Raw genomic sequence first — 19,098 nt, 5'->3', positions numbered from 1 at the left:
AACGAAGACCGGCGGGGGTGCCGCCGGTCTTCGGCTTACTTCGGCGCCGTCATCACGATGCGCACCAGATCGGTGGCATTGCGCGCACCGAGCTTCTTCATGATATTGGCGCGGTGATACTCGATCGTACGCGGGCTGATCCCGAGCTGGCGGCCGGCTTCCTTGTTGGTATTGCCGGACGAAAACAGCTCGAGCACTTCGCGCTCGCGCAGCGTCAGCGGCTCCTTGCCGGGGAAATTGTAGGACGGCGCCTTACTGGCTTGACCGGCATCGCGCCGTCGCGAGAAGGCCTCGATCGCCTCCTCCACCCGTGACACGATCTCCTTGCCGCGGAACGGCTTCTCGATGAAGTCGAGGGCGCCGTTCTTGATGGCGTTGACGGCCATCGCGATGTCGCCTTTGCCCGAGATCATGAAGATCGGCGCCGGGTAATCCTCAGCGTGCAGTTCCGCCAGGATGTCGAGACCCGACCGGCCGGGAATGTGAACGTCGAGCAGGATGCAAGCCGGGCTGCGGTTACGCGCCACCGCAAGCAATGATTCACCATCGGCAAAGCAGATCACCTGATAGCCCGCCGCCGAGAGCACGATCGACAGTGTCTCGCGCACCGCCGGATCGTCATCGACAACGAAGACTTCTCCTCCCGATGCTTGTTCGTTCATTACACGACCTCCCGGTAAAACCTTGAATGGAACGTACTGTTCAATTGCAGCCCGTAATTCTACGGGGAACCAAGTTAACGCGAAGACAGCACCAAACCGTTATGGTGATCTCAGAAACGTGCGAGGTCGCCGGTGTTATCTGCTTCCCCCTACTAAGTACGCGCTGTCCGGAGCTTCGTGCGCAAAACTCTTGTCTAGTACGAACCAACCGCCCGGGGGTTTCCCGATAGTCTCGATTAGAACCTAGGTTCCCGAATATCACTATGGACCGGATTCGAGCAAGCAAGCGCTATCAAAACCGCAAAGGCCGCGGGGATAAACCCCGTCCGGCGCCGTTGCTGCACCGCCTCTCTCAAGATTCCATCGGCGTGCGGCGGGGCCACGCCCCGGCCTCCGATCACTGACCGGGAGCCATTTTACCAATGCTGCCGCCGACCCGCCCGAACCTCAAGCGATCCCTGGTGGCCCTGCGCGTCACCACCATCGTCCTGATCGCCACCATCGTCGGCACCAACCTGATCTTCCTCGGCAACCTGCGCGAAAGCACGCTGCAGACCGCCGAAACCAACCTCGAACGCTACACGCTGACGCTCGCCGAAGAGGCAGATCGGTCGTTGAAATCGATGGATCTGCTGCTCTCCAGCGTCCGAGATTATGTCAGCCGCGCCGGCGTGACCGACAGTGAATCCTACCGACGGCTGATGTCGCAGCAATCCGTGTACTCGCTGCTCAGCGAGAAGATCACCGGAATGCCACAGGTCGACGCCGTGACCATGATCGATGAGACCGGCAAGCTGATCAATTTCTCGCGCTATTGGCCGATCCCCGACGTCAACATCTCCGACCGCGACTACTTCAGGGCACTCAGCAGCGATTCCACGCTCTCGACCTTCGTCAGCGCCCCGACCAGAAACCGCGGTTCCGGAACCTGGAACATTTACCTCGCGCAGCGTCTGAACGATACGCGCGGCGGCTTTATCGGCCTGCTGCTGGGCGCGATTTCGGTGCAGTATTTCGAGAACTTCTTCGCCGCCACATCGCCAGGGGCCGGCACCGAAATCGCCTTGCTGCGCTCCGACGGAACGCTGCTGGTCAACTATCCTCACTCCGACAAGCTCGGCACGGTCGTGACCGACGCTGGACGCCTCGCGCTGGCGGCAGGCAGTCGGCAGCGCGAGGCGGGGAACTCGAACAAGCAGATTCGCGTCACGCGGATGCTGCCGAACTACCCGATCGTGGTCCGTGTCACCCAGCCCGAAGACAGCGCGCTGCAAAACTGGCAGGACATGGCGGTACTGATGATCGCGATGTCGGTGATCAGCGCACTGGTGATCATCACCGGCAGCGTTGCGATCGCGCGCTGGTGGGGCAAGCAGCATCTCTATGCCGAGGCGGCCGAGGCGGCGAGCGCGGCCAAATCCAGCTTCGTGGCGATGATGAGCCACGAAATCCGCACGCCGATGAACGCCGTGATCGGTCTCGCGACCAACCTGCTCGAGACGCGTCTCGACGCCGAGCAGCGCCAGGCGGTGACCAGCATTCACGATGCCGGCGATAACCTCCTGCAGATCCTCGACGACATCCTCGACTTCTCCAAGCTCGAAGCCGGCCGGCTCAGCCTGGAGCCGATCCCGTTCGCACCGCGCAGCATCGTCGACAACACGCTCAGCGTGATCGGCCCCCGCGCCATCGCCAAGGGCTTGGTCATCCGCCTGGAGGCGCGAGGCGACATTCCCGAAGCACTGACCGGCGACGCCGGGCGGATTCGGCAGGTGCTGCTCAACTTGATCTCCAACGCGGTGAAGTTCACCACGGCGGGCGAGATCGTCATCACGACGGAGTGCATCTCTCGCGATACGACCAACGCCCGGATGCGATGGATCGTCACCGACACCGGCATCGGCATCGCCGCCGACAAGATCGACTCGCTGTTCAAAGATTTCGTCCAGGCCGACAGTTCGATCAGCCGCCGGTTCGGCGGATCGGGCCTCGGCCTGGCGATCAGCAAGCGGCTGATCGAGCAGATGGGCGGCAAGATCGGCGTCAGCTCGGCTCCGGGCCGCGGCTCCGAATTCCACTTCTCGCTGACGCTGCCGATCGCCGACCATGCGGCGCCGCCGGAGCAGGACGATCAGGACGTCTATGCGCAATTCCGCGCCCGGATCGAGGCGGCCGGCCGGCCGCTGCGGATCTTGGTGGTCGACGATAATCCGACCAACCGCGCCATCGCCACACAGATGCTCGGAGAATTCAGGGTCCAGACCAACACCGCTTGCGACGGCACCGAGGCGGTGACCGCCGCGACCCGGTTCGGCTACGACGTCGTGCTGATGGACGTGCGGATGCCCGAAATGGACGGGCTCGATGCCACCCGTGCGATCCGCTCACACGGTGGAGCGCTCGCCAATGTCCCTATCATCGCCTTCACCGCCAATGCTTTCGCCGAGGATGCCGCCGCCTGCCGCGCCGCCGGTATGAACGATCACGTCGCCAAGCCGGTCCGCAAGAAGGCGCTGATCGAAGCCATCCTGCGCGCGCTGCCGCCGTTGCCGGCCGCGGAGTCTCCCCGCATTGTGCCCGCCCCGGCGCCCCTCGCTCCGCCACCAGCCGACAACGCCGACCAGACTGAAGTGCCGTCGGACGTCGCTGGCGCGGGGCAGATCTATGTTGGCCGCAAGGCGTTCGGCCATCTGGTCGAGGAGATCGGCGAGGATGCGACGCTGGCGGTGCTGTCGGTGTTCGCACGCGACACCGAAGCAAGGATCGCGCTGTTCGACACCCTCGACATCGCCAACGAGCGACGCCGGATCGAACGGGAGGCGCATTCGCTCAAGAGCGCGGCGGCCACCTTTGGACTCGACCACCTGTCGGGACTGGCGCGCGAGCTGGAGCACGCAGCGCCGCATCTGACGCAAGCCGAATACGTGGCGATCACCCAGCAGATCAAGGCAGCATTCACCGCCGCACGCCGCGTGCCGGCCGACGACAATCAACTGGTGGAACTGGCGGGCTGACGCTGGATCGAGGTGCGCGCGACGCTTGAGTACTCAAGCCTCGCGCTGCAGCGGCACAACGGCCGCCCGCGTTGCCGGAGGCCGCGCCATCCAGCCGCGATACCACTCGACGAAAGCATCCTGGCGCAACGCTCGCGAGAACTCGAAGCCCTGGCCGATATCGCAGCCGAGCGCATCGAGCGCGTGCCAGGTCGCGGCATCCTCGATGCCTTCGGCCACGACCTTCATGTTGTACTGATGCGCGATCGCGACGGAAGACGACACGATCTTCCACATGTCGGCGTCGGTAAGGCAGTCCTTGACAAACGAACGATCGATCTTCAACTCGCTGAACGGCATCCGCGCCAGCGCCGACAGCGACGAATAGCCGGTGCCGAAATCGTCCATCGAGATGCCGATGCCCTTAAGGCGAAGCCGCAGCAGCACGTCCATGGCGCGGCCGACATCGGCCATAGCGGTGGTCTCGGTGACCTCGATCATCAGCGACCGCGCCGGCACGCCGATCTCGGCGAGCAGGTGCTCGACCTCCTCCGGCAGCGAGGTGTCGGATAGTAGCGAGGCCGAAAGATTGACCGCCACGACGAATTTCGGCTCGGTCGGAAGAAACGCGGCCGCGAACGTCATCGAGTCGCGCAACATCCGCAGCGTCATCGTCTTGATCAGCCCGCTCTGCTCGGCGAGCGGAATGAAAACATCCGGGCCGACCGGACCGAACGTCGCGCTGTCCCAGCGTGCCAGCGCTTCGCAGCCGGTCACCTTGCCGGTGGACAGATCAATCTTCGGCTGAAACGCGGCATAGACTTCACCATCGTCGAGACCGCGGCGAAGATCTTCAACCGTGATCTCGGACAGGCGCGCATCCACTCCGCGCCGCGATGCCGCGGCTTCCCGGAACGGCGCCAGCGCACCGCGTAGCAGCGCCAGATCGATCGGCTTCGGCAGCGAAATGGTGTCGAGCATCCCGACGGCGTGGGCCATCCGCACGGTGGCATTGAGGATGCGCTCTTCGCATCCACTGATTACGATGATCCGACGCGGCTTGGCCTCGGTCTCAGCGATCAGCCGCAGCAGTTCGATGCCGTCGTGATCGCCGAGTGACAGATCGATCGTGATGTAGTCGAACCGGCCGGTCGCGAGCCGCGCGGCCGCTTCGTGATAGGACGAGGCAAAATGTGGGCGGTAGCCGAGCTTGGTGCAGACACCGCTGACGATCGCCCCTTGAACCGGATCATCGTCGACGACGAGAACATCGATCGCCGGATTATGGTTGGTCGGATCTACCATCGCCGTGCTCTCTGTCAGAGCTCCTTGAACGCGTCGCTTGTCGTCTGCGCGTTTTCCTCTCGCGATCCGGCTGACGTAGTCAGGAACGAACTGACTTCCGCCAACCAGAGCGCGAAATGATCCTACCACTCGACCGTTGAAAGAAGCGTTTGCAGAACCAAGACCCGCGTCACCTTCGGATAATCGGTTAGCAGTTCCCTGCTGAATTTGACGCAATTTGTAATTCGGGCTCAGGCCATCCGGTCGTCGCGGCTGGAGGATTTGACGCTCTTGTTGCGGGTGCTGAGGAAGCGCACGTCGATCTCCGAGCCGTTGACTCGGATCAGTTCACAGCGGCGGTAGGCAAGACCGGTCGACGACAGCAGAAGGAAGAACTCCTTCAGATTAAGGCCTTCGATCGATCCTTCGAGCTCGAGCTCGGCGTCGACACTCGACACCGCCTTGAGAACGCAGTTGCGCCGCCAAGTGCCGTCGATGCCCATGATCCAGACGTTGTAGCCACGCCCGAAGGACACCCGTTCCGGTCCGCCACTCTCGGACGCCACTTCGTCCTCCTTTATCGCCCCGTCAGGGCGCCCGCCTTCAAGCCGCCGAGCGCAAGCCCCGGAGCCGTCGAGGCGGCAGAACTGTTCGGCAGGTACACGCCGCGCCGTTTCGGGCAGATGCGGTAGGAGTCGGTGAGACCGACCACAGTCTCGGCGGCGCCGAGAAACAGATAGCCGTCCGGCTCGTTGACCTTCATCAGCCGGTTGAAGATATCAGACTTTGTCGCCTGATCGAAATAGATCAGCACATTGCGGCAGAAGATCACGTCGAATTTGCCAAGCGCCGTGAAGTCCTGCAACAGATTGAACAGACGGTACTGCACCATCGATCGCACGTCGGCATTGAGCTGCCACATCGTACCGACCTGCTTGAAGTACTTCACCAAGAGCTGAATCGGCAGACCGCGCTGCACCTCGAACTGGGTGTAGAGGCCGGCCTTGGACTTCTCCAGCACTTCCGGCGACAGGTCGGTGGCGACGATCTCGATCCGCCAGCCGGCGAGTTCGGCGGCCTTCTCCTTCAGCAGCATCGCCAACGAATACGGCTCCTGGCCGGTCGACGACGCCGCGCACCAGATCCGCAGCGACTTGCGACCCGCGCGCGCCTTGATCAGTTCGGGGATGACGCTGTCCTTGAAGTGATCGAACGGCGTCTTGTCGCGGAAGAAGAACGTCTCGTTTGTGGTCATCGCTTCGACCACGTCGTTGATCAGCGTGTCCGATCCGGCCTTCATCTTCTGCACCAGATCGGTGATGCCAGGCACCCCCGCCTTGCGGGCGAGCGGCAGCAGCCGGCTCTCGAGCAGGTACTTCTTGTCAGCCGACAACACCAGGCCGGAACGGTCCTTGAGCAGCTTTTGCAGGTACTCGTAATCGAGCGGTGTCATGCGTTCCTTCCCGGGAGAATTCGAGGGCGGTGAGCTGGGTTCGGTGCGCTAGGTCAAGCAGCCATACGTTGAGTTGCGATTTCGAGCACTTTGTCGACGTCGAGGACGACCATGAGCTGTCCGTCGAGGCGGTGGACGCCGTTGGCGAAGGAGGCCATGCGGGGATCGAGGTTGACCGGGTTGGTCTCGCGGCCCTCGTCCGGCAGGGTCAGCACTTCGCCGATGGAGTCGATCAACAGGCCGTAGGATTCGCCGCGCAGATCGACACCCATCGCCATCGGCGGCTTGCCGTCCTGGTTCTTGGGCAGGCCGAGCCGGGCCCGCATGTCGATCGCGGTGACGATCCGGCCGCGCAGGTTCAGAACGCCGGCGACGTCATCGGGGGCCAGCGGCACCCGGGTCAGCCGTTCCGGCATGAACACGTCCTGCACCCGGCTGATCGGCAGCCCGAACAGCTGCCCGCCGATCATCGCGGTGGCGAACTGGGTGGTGTTGCCGCTGATCGCGTCGATGGTGCGGCTCATCGCGGGGGTGTCCTTCCTGGTCTCGCTCATGCCGCCTGCTCCAGCACTTCGGGCGTCGCATGCATCGTGGTCTGTTCCTTCAGCGCCGCGATCAGGCCGGGACGGTCGAACTTGGCGATGTAGTCGGTCAGACCGGCCTGGCGGCCGCGCTCGATCGCCGCCGGCGACACCAGCGAACTCAGCGCGATCACCGGCAGGTTCGACATCTTGGTGTCAGAGCGGATCGCCTCGGCGAACTCGAAGCCGTTCATCTCCGGCATCTCGATGTCGGTCAGGATCACGTCGAACTGCGCACCCGAGCGCAGCACGGCGAGGCCCTCGACCGCCGAGGTCGCGACGCGGACCTTGTAGCCCGCCGCCTTCAGCACCGGACCCAGCATGTTGCGGAAGAACGCACTGTCATCGACCAGCAGCACCGAGCGCGTGGTCATCGTCTGCCGCATCTCCTTGCGGGCCAGCCAGTCGGAGAACGCCATCGGCAAGAAGTGCGCGACGTCGATCACCTCGGTGGCCTGGCCCTTGATCACCGCCGAGCCGAGAATGCCCTCGCGGCTGGAGCCGACCTGGATGTGCAGATGCTCCTCGACGATGTCGACGATCTCGTCGACCACAAGGCCCATCGAGCGGTCCTCGTCGGCGAACACCAGGATCGGCTGCACGCCGCTCGTCGCCACATCGACGCCTTCCATCAGCACCAACGGCATCAGCTGGTCGCGGTACTGCACCATGTAGCGGCCGTTCGACCTCTCGATCTTGTCGGCGGCGATCTCTTCCAGGCGCGTCACCAGCGACAGCGGCACCGCCTTGGGCTGGCTCGAACCGGCGCGGAACACCAGAAGCGAGGTGAGCTGTTCGGCCGAGGCGTTGCGGCTCGCCGCCGCCTGGTCGGAGATATCGTGCTGCGCCGACACCGCGGTGCCGAGCGCCTGCGCGATCCCGTTCGGATCGACGATCATGATCACCGCGCCGTCGCCCAGGATGGTGTTGCCCGAGAACATCCCGATGTGACGCAGCTTGGTCGACATCGGTTTGACGACGATTTCTTCGGTGTGGAACACGCCGTCGACCACGATGCCGAAGGTCTGGCTGCCGACCTGGGTCACCACGATGAAGCCGTTCTCCGGCTCGCTGTTGGCGCCCTCGTCGATGCCGAGCAGCTTCTTCAGATGGATCAGCGGCAGCAGCTTGTCGCGCAGACGCAGAACCGGGGTGTCCTTGATCCGCTCGATGCGGTGCTCGGAGTTGGCCCGCGCCCGCACCAATTCGACCACCGCGAGCTGCGGGATCGCGAACCGGTCGCCGCCGGCCTCCACGATCAGCGCCGAGACGATCGCCAGCGTCAGCGGGATCTTGATGGTGATCGCCGAGCCTTCGCCCGCGACCGACTTCACTTCAATCGTGCCGCCGATCTGGTCGATATTGGTCCGCACCACGTCCATGCCGACGCCGCGGCCCGAGACCGAGGTGACGGCGGCAGCGGTCGAGAAGCCCGGCGCGAAGATGAACTTGTGGATCTGCGCCTCGGTCATCTTCTCGAGTTCGGCCTCGGTGACCAGACCGTTGGCCAAGGCCTTGGCCTTGATCCGTTCGGTGTCGAGCCCGCGGCCGTTGTCGGCGATGCAGATCACGATATGGCCGCCCTCGTGATAGGCGGACAGGCGGATGGTGCCCTGCTCGGGCTTGCCGGCGCGCGCCCGGTCCTCGGGCTTCTCCAGCCCGTGGTCGGCGGAGTTGCGCACCATGTGGGTGAGCGGGTCCTTGATCAGGTCGAGCACCTGGCGGTCGAGCTCGGTGTCGGCACCGTGCATCTCCAGCTCGATGTGCTTGCCGAGTTCGGCGGCCAGATCCCGCACGATCCGGGGCAGCTTCTGCCAGGCGTTGCCGATCGGCTGCATCCGGGTCTTCATCACCCCGTCCTGCAGCTCGGCCGTCACCGTCGACAGCCGCTGCAGCGGCACCTTGAACTCGTTGTCCTCGTGGCGCCGGCTGATCTCCAAGAGCTGGTTGCGGGTCAGCACCAGCTCGGACACCATCGTCATCAGGTGTTCGAGGGTATCGACGTTGACGCGGATCGACTGGTTGGCGACGCCGCCGGCGGCACCGCCTTCAGCCGCGCCCTCGCCGTCGCCGCCAGACTTCTTCGCCGCCGGCTTGGCGGCGGGTTTGGCGGGCTTGGCCGGCTTCGGCTCAGGCTGCGCAACCACCTCGGCCACGGCCGCCGGAGCCTCGCTCACGGCCGGCTGCAGCGGCGGGGAAGCCATCTCGATCTCGGTCTCGCGGAAGGCGCGCTCCAGCTCGTCCAGCGACACTTCGCCCGGCCGCAGCGGACGCTCCAGCGTCTGCGCCACCAGGGTGCCTTCGGTCGAATTGGCGTCGGCCGCAACAACTTCGGCAGCAGCTTCGACTTCGGCCACAGCAACCTCGGCGACGTCCGCCGGCGCCGCGCCGCCGAGCTCGGCCGCGATCTCCTCCGGCGAGCGCATCGACAGCCGCTCCAGCTCCCCGATCAGGTCGCCGTCCTCGCCCTCGGGCTCGGCCTGGGTCGCCTCCAGCTGGGTCAGAATGTCCTTGATCCGGTCGATCGTGGTCAGGATCAGCGTCACCGCCTCTCCCGTCACCGGCATCCCGTCCCGGAATTTGCCCATCAGGGTCTCGGCCGCATGCGCAAGCGCTTCAAGCCGCGGCAATCCTAGAAACCCGCACGTCCCCTTGATGGTGTGAACAAGACGAAAAATATTGTCCAATATCTTCGCGTTGTTCGGCTCCTGCTCAAACCGGACCAACTGGTTGTCAACCGTGTCCAGGCTCTCGAAGGTCTCCGTCAAAAACTCACGAAGAAGATCGTCCATACGCGTTACGCCTTTCGCCTACACACCGGTGACCGCAGGACCCGCGGCCCTCCACTCGACGAGCGGAATTTATGTCCATTGCCAGCCATATCCGGCGGTGGCCTACGCTCTCGTTAATTTTGCGGCACGTAGGAGTACGAGCCATTCGCGATCGTGCCTCCAACCGGAGACGGACCGCGCTCACGCGGCCCGTACCGTGCTGAGAAAGCGGCTGACCTCGGTCTTCAGCCGGTTGCTGTCGTGCGACAGCGCCTGGGCGGCTGCCAGCACCTGAGAGGACGCCGATCCGGTTTCGGCAGCGCCCTGGCGGACGCTGGCGATATTCGAGCTGACCTCGATCGTGCCGTGCGCAGCCTGCTGAACGTTGCGGGCGATTTCTTGCGTTGCAGCACCCTGCTGCTCGACCGCCGACGCTACCGTCGACGCGATCTCGGCCATCCGGTCGATCGTCACGCCGATCTGCCGGATCGCCGCGACGGATTCCTCGGTCCCCGCCTGGATGCCGGAGATCTGCTGGCTGATATCGCCGGTCGCCTTCGCGGTCTGCTCGGCGAGGATCTTCACCTCCTGCGCGACGACTGCAAAGCCGCGGCCGGCCTCGCCGGCCCGCGCCGCCTCGATGGTGGCGTTGAGCGCCAGCAGATTGGTCTGACCGGCGATGTTGTTGATCAGTTCGACGACCGCGCCGATCCGCCCCGCAGCCTGCGACAGCTCGCTCACGCGATCATTGGTGTGCCGCGCCTGATTGACGGACTCGACGGCGATCCGCGCCGACTCCTGCACCTGGCGGCTAATCTCGCTCACCGAGGACGACATCTGCTCGGTCGCCGAGGCGACCGACTGCACGTTCGAAGCCGCCTGCTCCGACGCAGCCGCCACCGCGACAGTCAGGTCCTGCGAGCGTTCGGCGGTCGAGGTCAGCGAACTGGCCGAGGCTTCCAATTCGGTCGAGGCCGACGAGACGGTTTCGATGATCTCCCCGACCGCAGCTTCGAACTCGTCGGCCAGCCGCTGCATGTCGCGCTTACGCTGCAAGGCGATCCGCTGCGCGGCATCGTTCTCCTCCTGGCGGCTGAAGAACAACTGGTTCTGCATCGCCTGGATGTTGCGGAGCGCGACGCCGGCCTCGTCGTCACGCTCGATCACCACGCGGCTGTCGAATTTACCCTGCGCGATATTGCCCATCACGGTGTTGAGCCGCTGCAGTGGAACGGTGATCGCGCGGGTCGTGAACATGCCATTCAAGACGCCGAGGATCAGGCCGATCACCAGCAGCGTGACCGAGATCACAAGCATAGTGACGTATTCCCGCTGGCCGCTGGTGTATTCGGCGCGGGCGCCCTGCACCTGCAGCGCCACCAGCTTGTCGAGCTCGGTCTTGGTCGCCTTGAACAGCTCTTCGGCGCGGCCGGTCATCAACTCACCAAGCCGATCGAATTCCCCGGCCGCCACCATGGCGGTGCCGGGGCTGACCACTTCGTTGAAATAGGTCTGCCGCGCCGCTGCGAACTTGCCCGCAAGCGCCTTTTCGTCCGCCGACAGCCGCGTCATCATGTAGTCCGCGAGCAACTCGTCGGAGCGTTCGCGGTTGGCGGCGATGCGACCGGCGACGTCGCGGATTTGCTTGCCGACTTTGGCGCGAACCACCGCACCGCGCAGCGCCATCGCATCGTCAAGGAGACGCTCGTTGATCTCGGCGAGCTGCCCCAGCGGGACGGCGCGATCCTCATAAACCGACTGCAGGCGCTGATCCATATTGTGGACCGCGAAGATGCCGGCAGCGCCGATGATCATCATGATCACCGCCTGCACCGCCACCATCGTGGTGAGACGCGAGCGCAGGGTCCGGGAGAACATGGCGAGCCGGCCGAACCGGGACTGTCGCCGGATGATGCCGTCGTCGATTCTATAGCCGTGCGCCTTGTTGTTTCGCAGCAAGCCATAGACGTGTTCGGCTTCGGCGCGCTGATCGGCCGGCAGCTTGGTCCGCACCGACATGTAGCCGGCGACCTGGCCGTTCTCCCACAGCGGCGTGGCGCTTGCGAGCACCCAATAGAAGCCGCCGGATTTGCGCCGGTTCTTCACGGCACCGACCCACGGCCGCCCCGCCTTGAGCGTATCCCACAGATTCTGGAATGCCTCCGGTGGCATGTCGGGATGGCGCACGATGTTGTGCGGCTGCCCCATCAGCTCCTGCTCGCTGAACCCGGACGCGATGACGAACTGATCGTTGAAATAGGTCAGCTTGCCTTTGACGTCGGTCTTCGAAACGATCAGCGTACCGTCGTCGAGCAAATATTCGTCGTCGGTCACCGGCAAGTTCTTCCGCATTTCAAACTCCAAACGCCACCGAACCTGAGGGCTCGGGCAGACGAGATCATTGTTGTTGAGGTGGGGCTATCGTGGGATCGAGCGCGGCTCGGACGTCGACCGGCATGGCCAGACCGCTCGCGCGGGTCGTACAACCGGCGCGTGAAGCATTCCGAAAACAGGATCCCGGATTTGCCGGCCTCGCATTCAGTCCAATTTCAGACTTCGCGCCAACAGCCGGATCAAACCGTGAATGGCCTCGTGCAATCACCAGGATCGAACACGAAGGCGGCAATCAACTTTTGGATGACAATCGACATTTCACACCTTCGGCTCGACCTGCTCGGCTGCACCGACTGTTCACGACCGGTGATCGAAGCAGGATGCTGTGCGACCGTCCGCAGATATCGCCGGACAGTTACTTGGTATGAGCACGAGGATAGGAACCCAATTCTATCCTATTCGTAAAACTGTCTGAAAATACGATCGATTTGCCGTTTACGGCGGATCGGTGCGGTTGCCGAGCGTCACGATGAGTTAAGCGCAGTCACAAATCGAGCAACAGCCAAGACGAACGTCGTAGTCAGCCCTGACGGCTGTCCGGGAGATGCCTACACCAACGACAATCACCCCAAAAGCCAAAGCGAAGCGAACCGCGGCGGAAGCGCTCAGCCGTTGCGCTCGAAGCGGGGGCCGCAGACCTCGCCCCACGAATGCACGATCGGCAGGCCGGCCACCGTGCTGCGCAGATTGGCGAGCGAGATGCGGAGTGCGGCGAGATCGATCGGCTTCGGGAAGCTCTGCAGCAGCTCCATGCCGAGTGATCGCGCCAGATCGCGCGAGGCACGGCGATGCTGCGAGCTCATGCCGCTGATCACGATCATCGGCCCTTCGTACTTCGCCGCCGCCATCGCCCGCATCACGTCGGCGCCGTCGCCGTCCTCCAGCTTCAGGTCCAGCGTGACACAGTCGAAATGCTTGTCGCGGATCAGGCCGATGCCTTCAGCGCAGGACGCGGCGTGGGTCACCGCGTAGCCGGCCTTCTCCGCCGCACCGGCAATCAGCATGCGCTGCACGGCATCGTCATCGATCACCAGCAGATCGAGCAGGCCGAGCAGCTTGTCGGCGTGGACACCGTCCTGCCCCGCCTCGGTTCGCTCTTCACGACGCATCACTCAGCTCCTACCCCCGTCACACGATCGACGAGCGATAGCGAGGGTGCTGCAACCGTCGGTTAATGCGAAGAGGCAATGCGCCGGGACAGCGCATTGCCATGCACGGGTGGTTGACGGTGCCTTGACCGGACCGGCGCAATTGTTCGGGTCGCGCCGGCCCCTGGCATCGCGCGCGGATCAGGCCGACCAGCGCCAGTCGCGAACCTCCGGCAGATCGTCGCCGTGTTCGCCGATATACAGCTTGTGCCGCTGCATCGTCGCCCAGTAGCGCGAGGTGGCCGCGTCGCGCTGATCGGCCAGCCGCGGAATCCGCAGGATCGCGTCGAGCGCGAGGCGATAGCGATCGAGGTCGTTCAGCACCACCATGTCGAACGGCGTCGTCGTGGTGCCCTCTTCCTTGTAGCCGCGGACGTGGATGTTGACGTGGTTGCGGCGGCGGTAGGTCAGCCGGTGGATCAGCCACGGATAGCCGTGGAAGGCGAAGATCACCGGCTTGTCGGTGGTAAACAGCTCGTCGAAGCGGCGGTCGTCCATGCCGTGCGGATGCTCCGAGCTCGGCTGTAACACCATCAGGTCGACGACGTTGACGACACGGATCTTGATATCCGGCACGTACTCCCGCAGCAGCTTGACCGCAGCCAGCGTCTCGACCGTCGGCACGTCGCCGGCGCAGGCCATCACCACGTCGGGCTCGCCCTCGTCGCTGGCCCAATGCCAGATCCCGGCGCCGGCGGTGCAATGCCGGACCGCGGCGTCGATATCCAGCCACTGCCATTCCGGCTGCTTGCCGGCGACGATCAGGTTGACGTAGTTGCGGCTACGCAGGCAGTGGTCGGCGACCGACAACAGGCAGTTCGCATCCGGCGGCAGATAGATCCGCACCACGTTCGACTTCTTGTTGGCGACGTGGTCGATGAAGCCCGGATCCTGGTGCGAGAAGCCGTTGTGATCCTGGCGCCAGACGTGCGAGGTCAGCAGATAGTTCAGCGAGGCGATCGGCTTCCGCCACGGGATCGTGGCGCAGGCCTTCAGCCACTTGGCGTGCTGATTGAACATCGAGTCGACGATGTGGATGAACGCCTCGTAGCACGAGAAGAATCCGTGCCGGCCGGTCAGCAGATAGCCTTCGAGCCAGCCCTGGCACAGATGCTCGCTGAGCACCTCCATCACCCGGCCGTCGGGGCCGAGATCGGTGTCGACGTCTTCGATCGCCGCCATCCACTCCTTCGGCGAGACTTGCAGCACGGCATCGAGCCGATTCGAGGCGGTCTCGTCCGGCCCGAACAGCCGGAAGTTCTGGCTGTCGAGGCTGTTCTTCATCACGTCGCGCAGGAAGGTGCCGAGCACCCGCGTCGCCTCGGCCTTCAGCGCGCCGGGCCCGGTCAGCGTCACGGCGTAATCGTGGAAATCGGGCAGCGACAGGGGCTCCAGCAGTTCGCCGCCATTGGCGTGCGGATTGGCGCTCATCCGGCGCCGGCCGGTCGGCGCCAGCGCCTGCAAATCGTCACGCAGCTTGCCGGTGGCATCGAACAGCTCTTCCGGCCGGTAGCTGCGCATCCAGTCTTCGAGCAGCGTCAGATGCTCGGGATTCTTGAAGTCCGCGATCGGCACCTGATGGGCGCGCCAGGTGCCTTCGACCGGCTTGCCGTCGACGTGCTTGGGACCGGTCCAGCCCTTCGGGGTTCGCAGCACGATCATCGGCCAGCGCGGCCGCTCGGTGGCGCCGTGGTTGCGCGCCTTATCCTGAATCGAGCGGATCTCGCCGAGCACGCGTTCCAGCGTCGCAGCCAGCGTCTGGTGCACCACCGCCGGATCGTCGCCTTCGACAAAATATGGCTCGTAGCCATAGCCGCGCATCAGATCGGTCAGTTCCTGCGGCGTGATCCGCGCCAGCACGGTCGGGTTGGCGATCTTGAAGCCGTTGAGATGCAGGATCGGCAGCACCGCGCCGTCACGCGCCGGATTGAGGAACTTGTTGGAGTGCCAGCTGGTCGCCAGCGCACCGGTCTCGGCCTCGCCGTCGCCGACCACGCAGGCGACGATCAGATTCGGATTGTCGAACGCCGCGCCATAGGCATGCGCCAGCGAGTAACCGAGCTCGCCGCCCTCGTGGATCGAGCCGGGCGTTTCCGGCGAGACGTGGCTCGGCACGCCATGCGGCCAGGAGAACTGCCGGAACAACCGCTGCATGCCGTTGCGGCTGCGCTCGATCGCCGGATAGCGCTCGGTATAGGTCCCTTCCAGATACGCGTTGGCGACCAGACCCGGCCCGCCGTGGCCGGGGCCGATGATGTAGATCATGTCGAGGTCGTGCGCGGTGATCAGCCGGTTGAGATGCACGTACAGCATGTTGAGGCCGGGAGTCGTGCCCCAGTGCCCCAGCAGGCGCGGCTTGATGTGGTCGAGCTGCAGCTTCTGATCGAGCAGCGGATTGTCCTGCAGATAGATCTGTCCAACCGACAGATAGTTCGCGGCACGCCAATAGGCGTCCATCTTCTGCAACAGATCTTTGGACAACACGTCGGACATCATCATCTCCAGATTATCTATCAGTCGAGGCGCGCCAGGGCGGCGCAGATGCAGGGCCGGTGCCCTGCAGGCGGGTTCACTTCCACGTCACACGGTGCGGCGCGCCCCCGCGCACGGCGATGATGGCTGCAAACAATGTCAGCTTTGCGTGACATAGTCATGCGCGAACGCAACGCAATGTGAGCAATCATGCAGCAATCGAGTGCCGATTGCCGCACACCAGCACGCAGCCGGATCAATGACAGTGCCGCGACGCACCGACCCCGCTGAGGTTTGATGCGGATCAATCGCAAAGGTTGGATCTCGTTGATTCTGATCAATGTGTTTGCAGCGCCAGCAACCAAGATGCCGCGCGTCAGCGTAGCGGTACTCTTGAGGCCACGAATGTCCGAGTCCCAGCTTCGTCAAAACATCCTTGACGAGTTCGAATTCGATCCGAGCTTCAACAGCGGCCACATCAAGGTTGCTGTCGAGGCCGACAGAGTGATCCTCAGTGGTCACGTCATCAGCTACGCCGACAAAGTCGCGGCGATCGCGGCGACGCGCCGTGTCAAAGGCGTGCACGCGATCACCGACCATCTCGAAGTTCGCTCGCCGTTCAACCGCGCCGCCGACGATCAGATCGCGCAGCGCGCCTGCGATCTGCTCGAATGGAACGTGCTGGTTCCGTCGAGTTCGGTCGACGTTCAGGTCGAGAACGGCTGGCTGACGCTGAGCGGCACGGTCGATTGGCACTTCGAGCGCGCCGCCGCCGAGGACGATGTCCGCAAGCTCGCCGGCGTGATGGGCGTCACCAACAACATCGTCATCAACAATCCGCTCGCCGATCATTCCTGCATCCGCGACAAGATCGAGTCGGCGCTGCGCCGCCACGCCGAGATCGGATCGAAGACCATCCGTGTCACGGTGAAGAACGGCAACATCGTGATCCTGGAAGGCCGGGTCGATACCTGGGACGAACGTCGGGCGGCGCAAAATGCCGCATGGTCGACTCCGGGCGTAGCAGCGGTCGATGACCGCTTGATGATCAACTGACCAGCGTTTCCCGAACCTATTGAGCTTTAACGAATCCTGAGCAGGATCACGCATCCTGCGCGGCTGCACGCGGCGCGCTGCGCGGCGGCGCAACTTGCGCTTCGCGCACGATGGTCACCGTGCAGCCGGCTTCGCTGGCGACCTTGGCCGAGACACTGCCGAGCAGCGAACGCAGCACCGAGCTGCGCCGCGCGCCGATCAGGATGTGATCGACACGGCTGGCCTGGGCGAATTCCAGAATCGCCGATGCCGGATCGACCGCCTCGAGCACGTGCACAGTCAGGCGATCGTCGGCGAGCTTCAGCGGTTCGGCCCAATGCCGAAGCTGCACCAGGCGATCGACATGCTTGTTGTGGCCGTGCTCGTCGAGCGTGCGATCGATCGTCATCCGGCCGAGCTTGAGCACGTTGAGGCAGGCGAGCCGCGCCGACGGCAGCGTGGCGAGGATGCGCGATGCCGTGGTGCGGAGCGCATCGTTGAGCGCGCCGGAGCCTTCGGCAACGTCGATCGCCACCGCCACGATCGGCGCCGACGCCAAGTGAGCCGCCATCGTTTCCACAGCGCGGGGCCGGGTCAGCTCCTTGTTGAAGCGGCGGCGCAGCACGGTGCGCAGCGGATCGTGCTTGAGCTTCTCCGAGCGCGTGGTCAGCTTCACCTCGGTCGGATGGGTCAGGTCGAACACCAGTTGCGCGGCGGTCGGATAGCGCCACTCCGGCTGGATCTCCAGGCAGCGCAGCACGATCTCCTGCAGCCAAAGCGGATAGTCGGGACGCAGCTTGCGGGGCGGATGCGGATCGCGCCACAGCCGGCGGCGCATGCCGTACATCGTCTCGGTTTCGCCGAACGGCCGCACGCCCGTAGTGAAGAAATACAGCAGCACGCCGAGCGCAAACAGATCGCTGCGCGGTTCGTCGCGGACGCCGAGCAGCCGCTCCGGCGCCATATAGGGCGCAGTGCCGAACGGCAGGCGAAACTCTTCCTGCATCAGGTCCGGCAACTGATCGCTGCAGGCCAGTCCCATGTCGAGCAGCACCGCCTCGCCGCTCGGGCGGAACATGATGTTGCTCGGCTTGATATCGTGGTGGATGACGTGCTGGCGATGCAGGTCGGCGATCGCGGTCGCGATCTTGGCCGCGATGGCCACGGCCTCCTCATAGGGCAGCGGAAGCTCCGGCAGCCGCGCGAGCAGCGGCTCGCCGGCGATGCGCTCCATCACGATGTACGGCTGAGTGGAGAAATCGCGCATCGCCACGAATTTCGGAACGTGCGGCCCCGACAGCCGCGGCATCAGCATTTGCTCCATCTCGAAGCTGACGATCGCCGCCGGATCCTCGCCCTCGCCCATCCGCGGGGTCTTCATCACCATCGGCATCGGATCGCCGTCGCGCCGCACCTTGAACAGCGTCGCCATGCCGCCGCGATGGATCGCTTCCTCGATGGTGAAACCATCGAGCGTCGAGCCGGGCTCGAGGGAAGGCTGATCCATCCTCTAGCGCCCCACCAGCAATCGGTCGGCGAGCCACAGCGGCAGGCCGTTGTCGCGGATCCGGCGCGCCGCCTCGCTGGCGTCATACGCCACCCGGCAATAGGTCAGCTCGTGCTTGACGGTGTCGTACAGCGCGTAGGCCGCGGCCGGATTGCCGTCGCGCGGCTGCCCGACCGCCCCAAGCACCGCATGCCACTGCCGCCCCGGCAACAGGTGCACCGGCACGTCCGTCGTCGGCACAAAGGTGGTCATCTTGCCGGTGACGGAGAGCGAATACAGCGCCGGCTTGTGGACGTGACCGCAGAAGGTGACGTGCGCCGACACCGCCTGCATGCTGCGGGAGGCGATCGCGGTGTCGGTGACGTAGATCCAGGCCTCCGGACGCGTCGCTTCCGAATGTACGAACAGCAGGCTGTGCTCTTCGTGGCGCATCGGCAGATCGGCCAGGAACTTGCGCTGCGCCGAATCGAGCTGGCCGCGCGTCCATTCGATCGCGGCCTCCGCTTCGGCATTCATCTGCACTTTTGGATTACCGATCGCGGCATCGTGATTGCCGAGCACCGCGACCGCACCGTCGGCGACCAGGTCGCGGACGGTGCTGACGGTCCAGTCCGGGTCGGCGCCGTAGCCCACGTAATCGCCCAATAGAACGACGCGCTCGATGCCGCGCTCGCGCGCATTCGCAAGGCATGCGGTGAACGCCGGCCGATTGGCGTGAATGTCGGCAAAAAGCCCCAGCAGCACCGCGCCCCCTCCTGCTTCCTTTACCGCCCCCGCAGGGGTGTCTTCCCGTCGTCG

The 19,098-nt window shown here is 64.5% G+C and carries 13 protein-coding genes; 2 read left to right on the top strand and 11 right to left on the bottom strand.

The genetic code is table 11. From position 1 onward, the window contains the following. Nucleotides 1–35 precede the first annotated feature (35 nt). Nucleotides 36–662 carry a response regulator transcription factor gene (locus LRC39_RS08430; protein WP_107354860.1) on the bottom strand — a complete coding sequence of 209 codons (627 nt, stop codon included), beginning with the start codon at nt 660–662 and terminating at the stop codon, nt 36–38. Nucleotides 663–1,084: 422 nt separating this feature from the next. Here LRC39_RS08430 and LRC39_RS08425 point away from each other — a divergent pair, with 422 nt between their 5' ends. Continuing rightward, entirely contained in the window at nt 1,085–3,676 is a 2,592-nt protein-coding gene (locus tag LRC39_RS08425) for a hybrid sensor histidine kinase/response regulator (RefSeq protein ID WP_346296935.1), read from the top strand. Between the two features lie 33 nt (nt 3,677–3,709). Here the strand turns inward: LRC39_RS08425 and LRC39_RS08420 are convergent, their stop codons facing one another. From LRC39_RS08420 to LRC39_RS08385, 8 genes are all read right to left on the bottom strand, one after another. After that, nucleotides 3,710–4,960: an EAL domain-containing response regulator gene (locus tag LRC39_RS08420; protein ID WP_346296934.1), complete on the bottom strand. Its 1,251-nt coding sequence runs from the start codon at nt 4,958–4,960 to the stop codon at nt 3,710–3,712. Nucleotides 4,961–5,190: 230 nt separating this feature from the next. Continuing rightward, a complete protein-coding gene (locus tag LRC39_RS08415; RefSeq protein ID WP_107343662.1) occupies nt 5,191–5,505 on the bottom strand; it encodes a pilus assembly protein PilZ in 315 nt (104 codons plus the stop codon). Between the two features lie 11 nt (nt 5,506–5,516). Beyond that, a complete protein-coding gene (locus tag LRC39_RS08410; RefSeq protein ID WP_346296933.1) occupies nt 5,517–6,392 on the bottom strand; it encodes a CheR family methyltransferase in 876 nt (291 codons plus the stop codon). Between the two features lie 53 nt (nt 6,393–6,445). Beyond that, entirely contained in the window at nt 6,446–6,916 is a 471-nt protein-coding gene (locus tag LRC39_RS08405) for a chemotaxis protein CheW (protein WP_174270123.1), read from the bottom strand. Nucleotides 6,917–6,942: 26 nt separating this feature from the next. Further along, a complete protein-coding gene (locus tag LRC39_RS08400; protein ID WP_346296932.1) occupies nt 6,943–9,765 on the bottom strand; it encodes a hybrid sensor histidine kinase/response regulator in 2,823 nt (940 codons plus the stop codon). Between the two features lie 180 nt (nt 9,766–9,945). Continuing rightward, nucleotides 9,946–12,096: a methyl-accepting chemotaxis protein gene (locus tag LRC39_RS08395; RefSeq protein WP_346296931.1), complete on the bottom strand. Its 2,151-nt coding sequence runs from the start codon at nt 12,094–12,096 to the stop codon at nt 9,946–9,948. A 647-nt stretch (nt 12,097–12,743) separates the two neighbouring features. Then, nucleotides 12,744–13,247: a response regulator gene (locus LRC39_RS08390; protein ID WP_107354853.1), complete on the bottom strand. Its 504-nt coding sequence runs from the start codon at nt 13,245–13,247 to the stop codon at nt 12,744–12,746. Between the two features lie 180 nt (nt 13,248–13,427). After that, nucleotides 13,428–15,779, bottom strand: coding sequence for a phosphoketolase family protein (locus tag LRC39_RS08385; protein ID WP_346296930.1), 2,352 nt, complete (start codon nt 15,777–15,779; stop codon nt 13,428–13,430). Between the two features lie 384 nt (nt 15,780–16,163). Between LRC39_RS08385 and LRC39_RS08380 the strand changes: the two genes are divergently transcribed. Then, nucleotides 16,164–16,814: a BON domain-containing protein gene (locus LRC39_RS08380; protein ID WP_107346508.1), complete on the top strand. Its 651-nt coding sequence runs from the start codon at nt 16,164–16,166 to the stop codon at nt 16,812–16,814. Between the two features lie 46 nt (nt 16,815–16,860). On the opposite strand, the gene LRC39_RS08375 is transcribed toward LRC39_RS08380, so the two are convergent. Beyond that, nucleotides 16,861–18,300 carry a serine/threonine protein kinase gene (locus tag LRC39_RS08375; RefSeq protein WP_346296929.1) on the bottom strand — a complete coding sequence of 480 codons (1,440 nt, stop codon included), beginning with the start codon at nt 18,298–18,300 and terminating at the stop codon, nt 16,861–16,863. A 3-nt stretch (nt 18,301–18,303) separates the two neighbouring features. After that, nucleotides 18,304–19,044 carry a metallophosphoesterase family protein gene (locus LRC39_RS08370; protein WP_346296928.1) on the bottom strand — a complete coding sequence of 247 codons (741 nt, stop codon included), beginning with the start codon at nt 19,042–19,044 and terminating at the stop codon, nt 18,304–18,306. Nucleotides 19,045–19,098: the final 54 nt, after the last annotated feature.

This window comes from Rhodopseudomonas sp. P1, from assembly GCF_039642825.1.
GTDB classification, from domain to species: domain Bacteria; phylum Pseudomonadota; class Alphaproteobacteria; order Rhizobiales; family Xanthobacteraceae; genus Rhodopseudomonas; species Rhodopseudomonas palustris_H.
The sequence above is the reverse complement of the archived record's forward strand: the minus strand, read 5'-3'. Positions and strand labels throughout refer to the sequence as shown.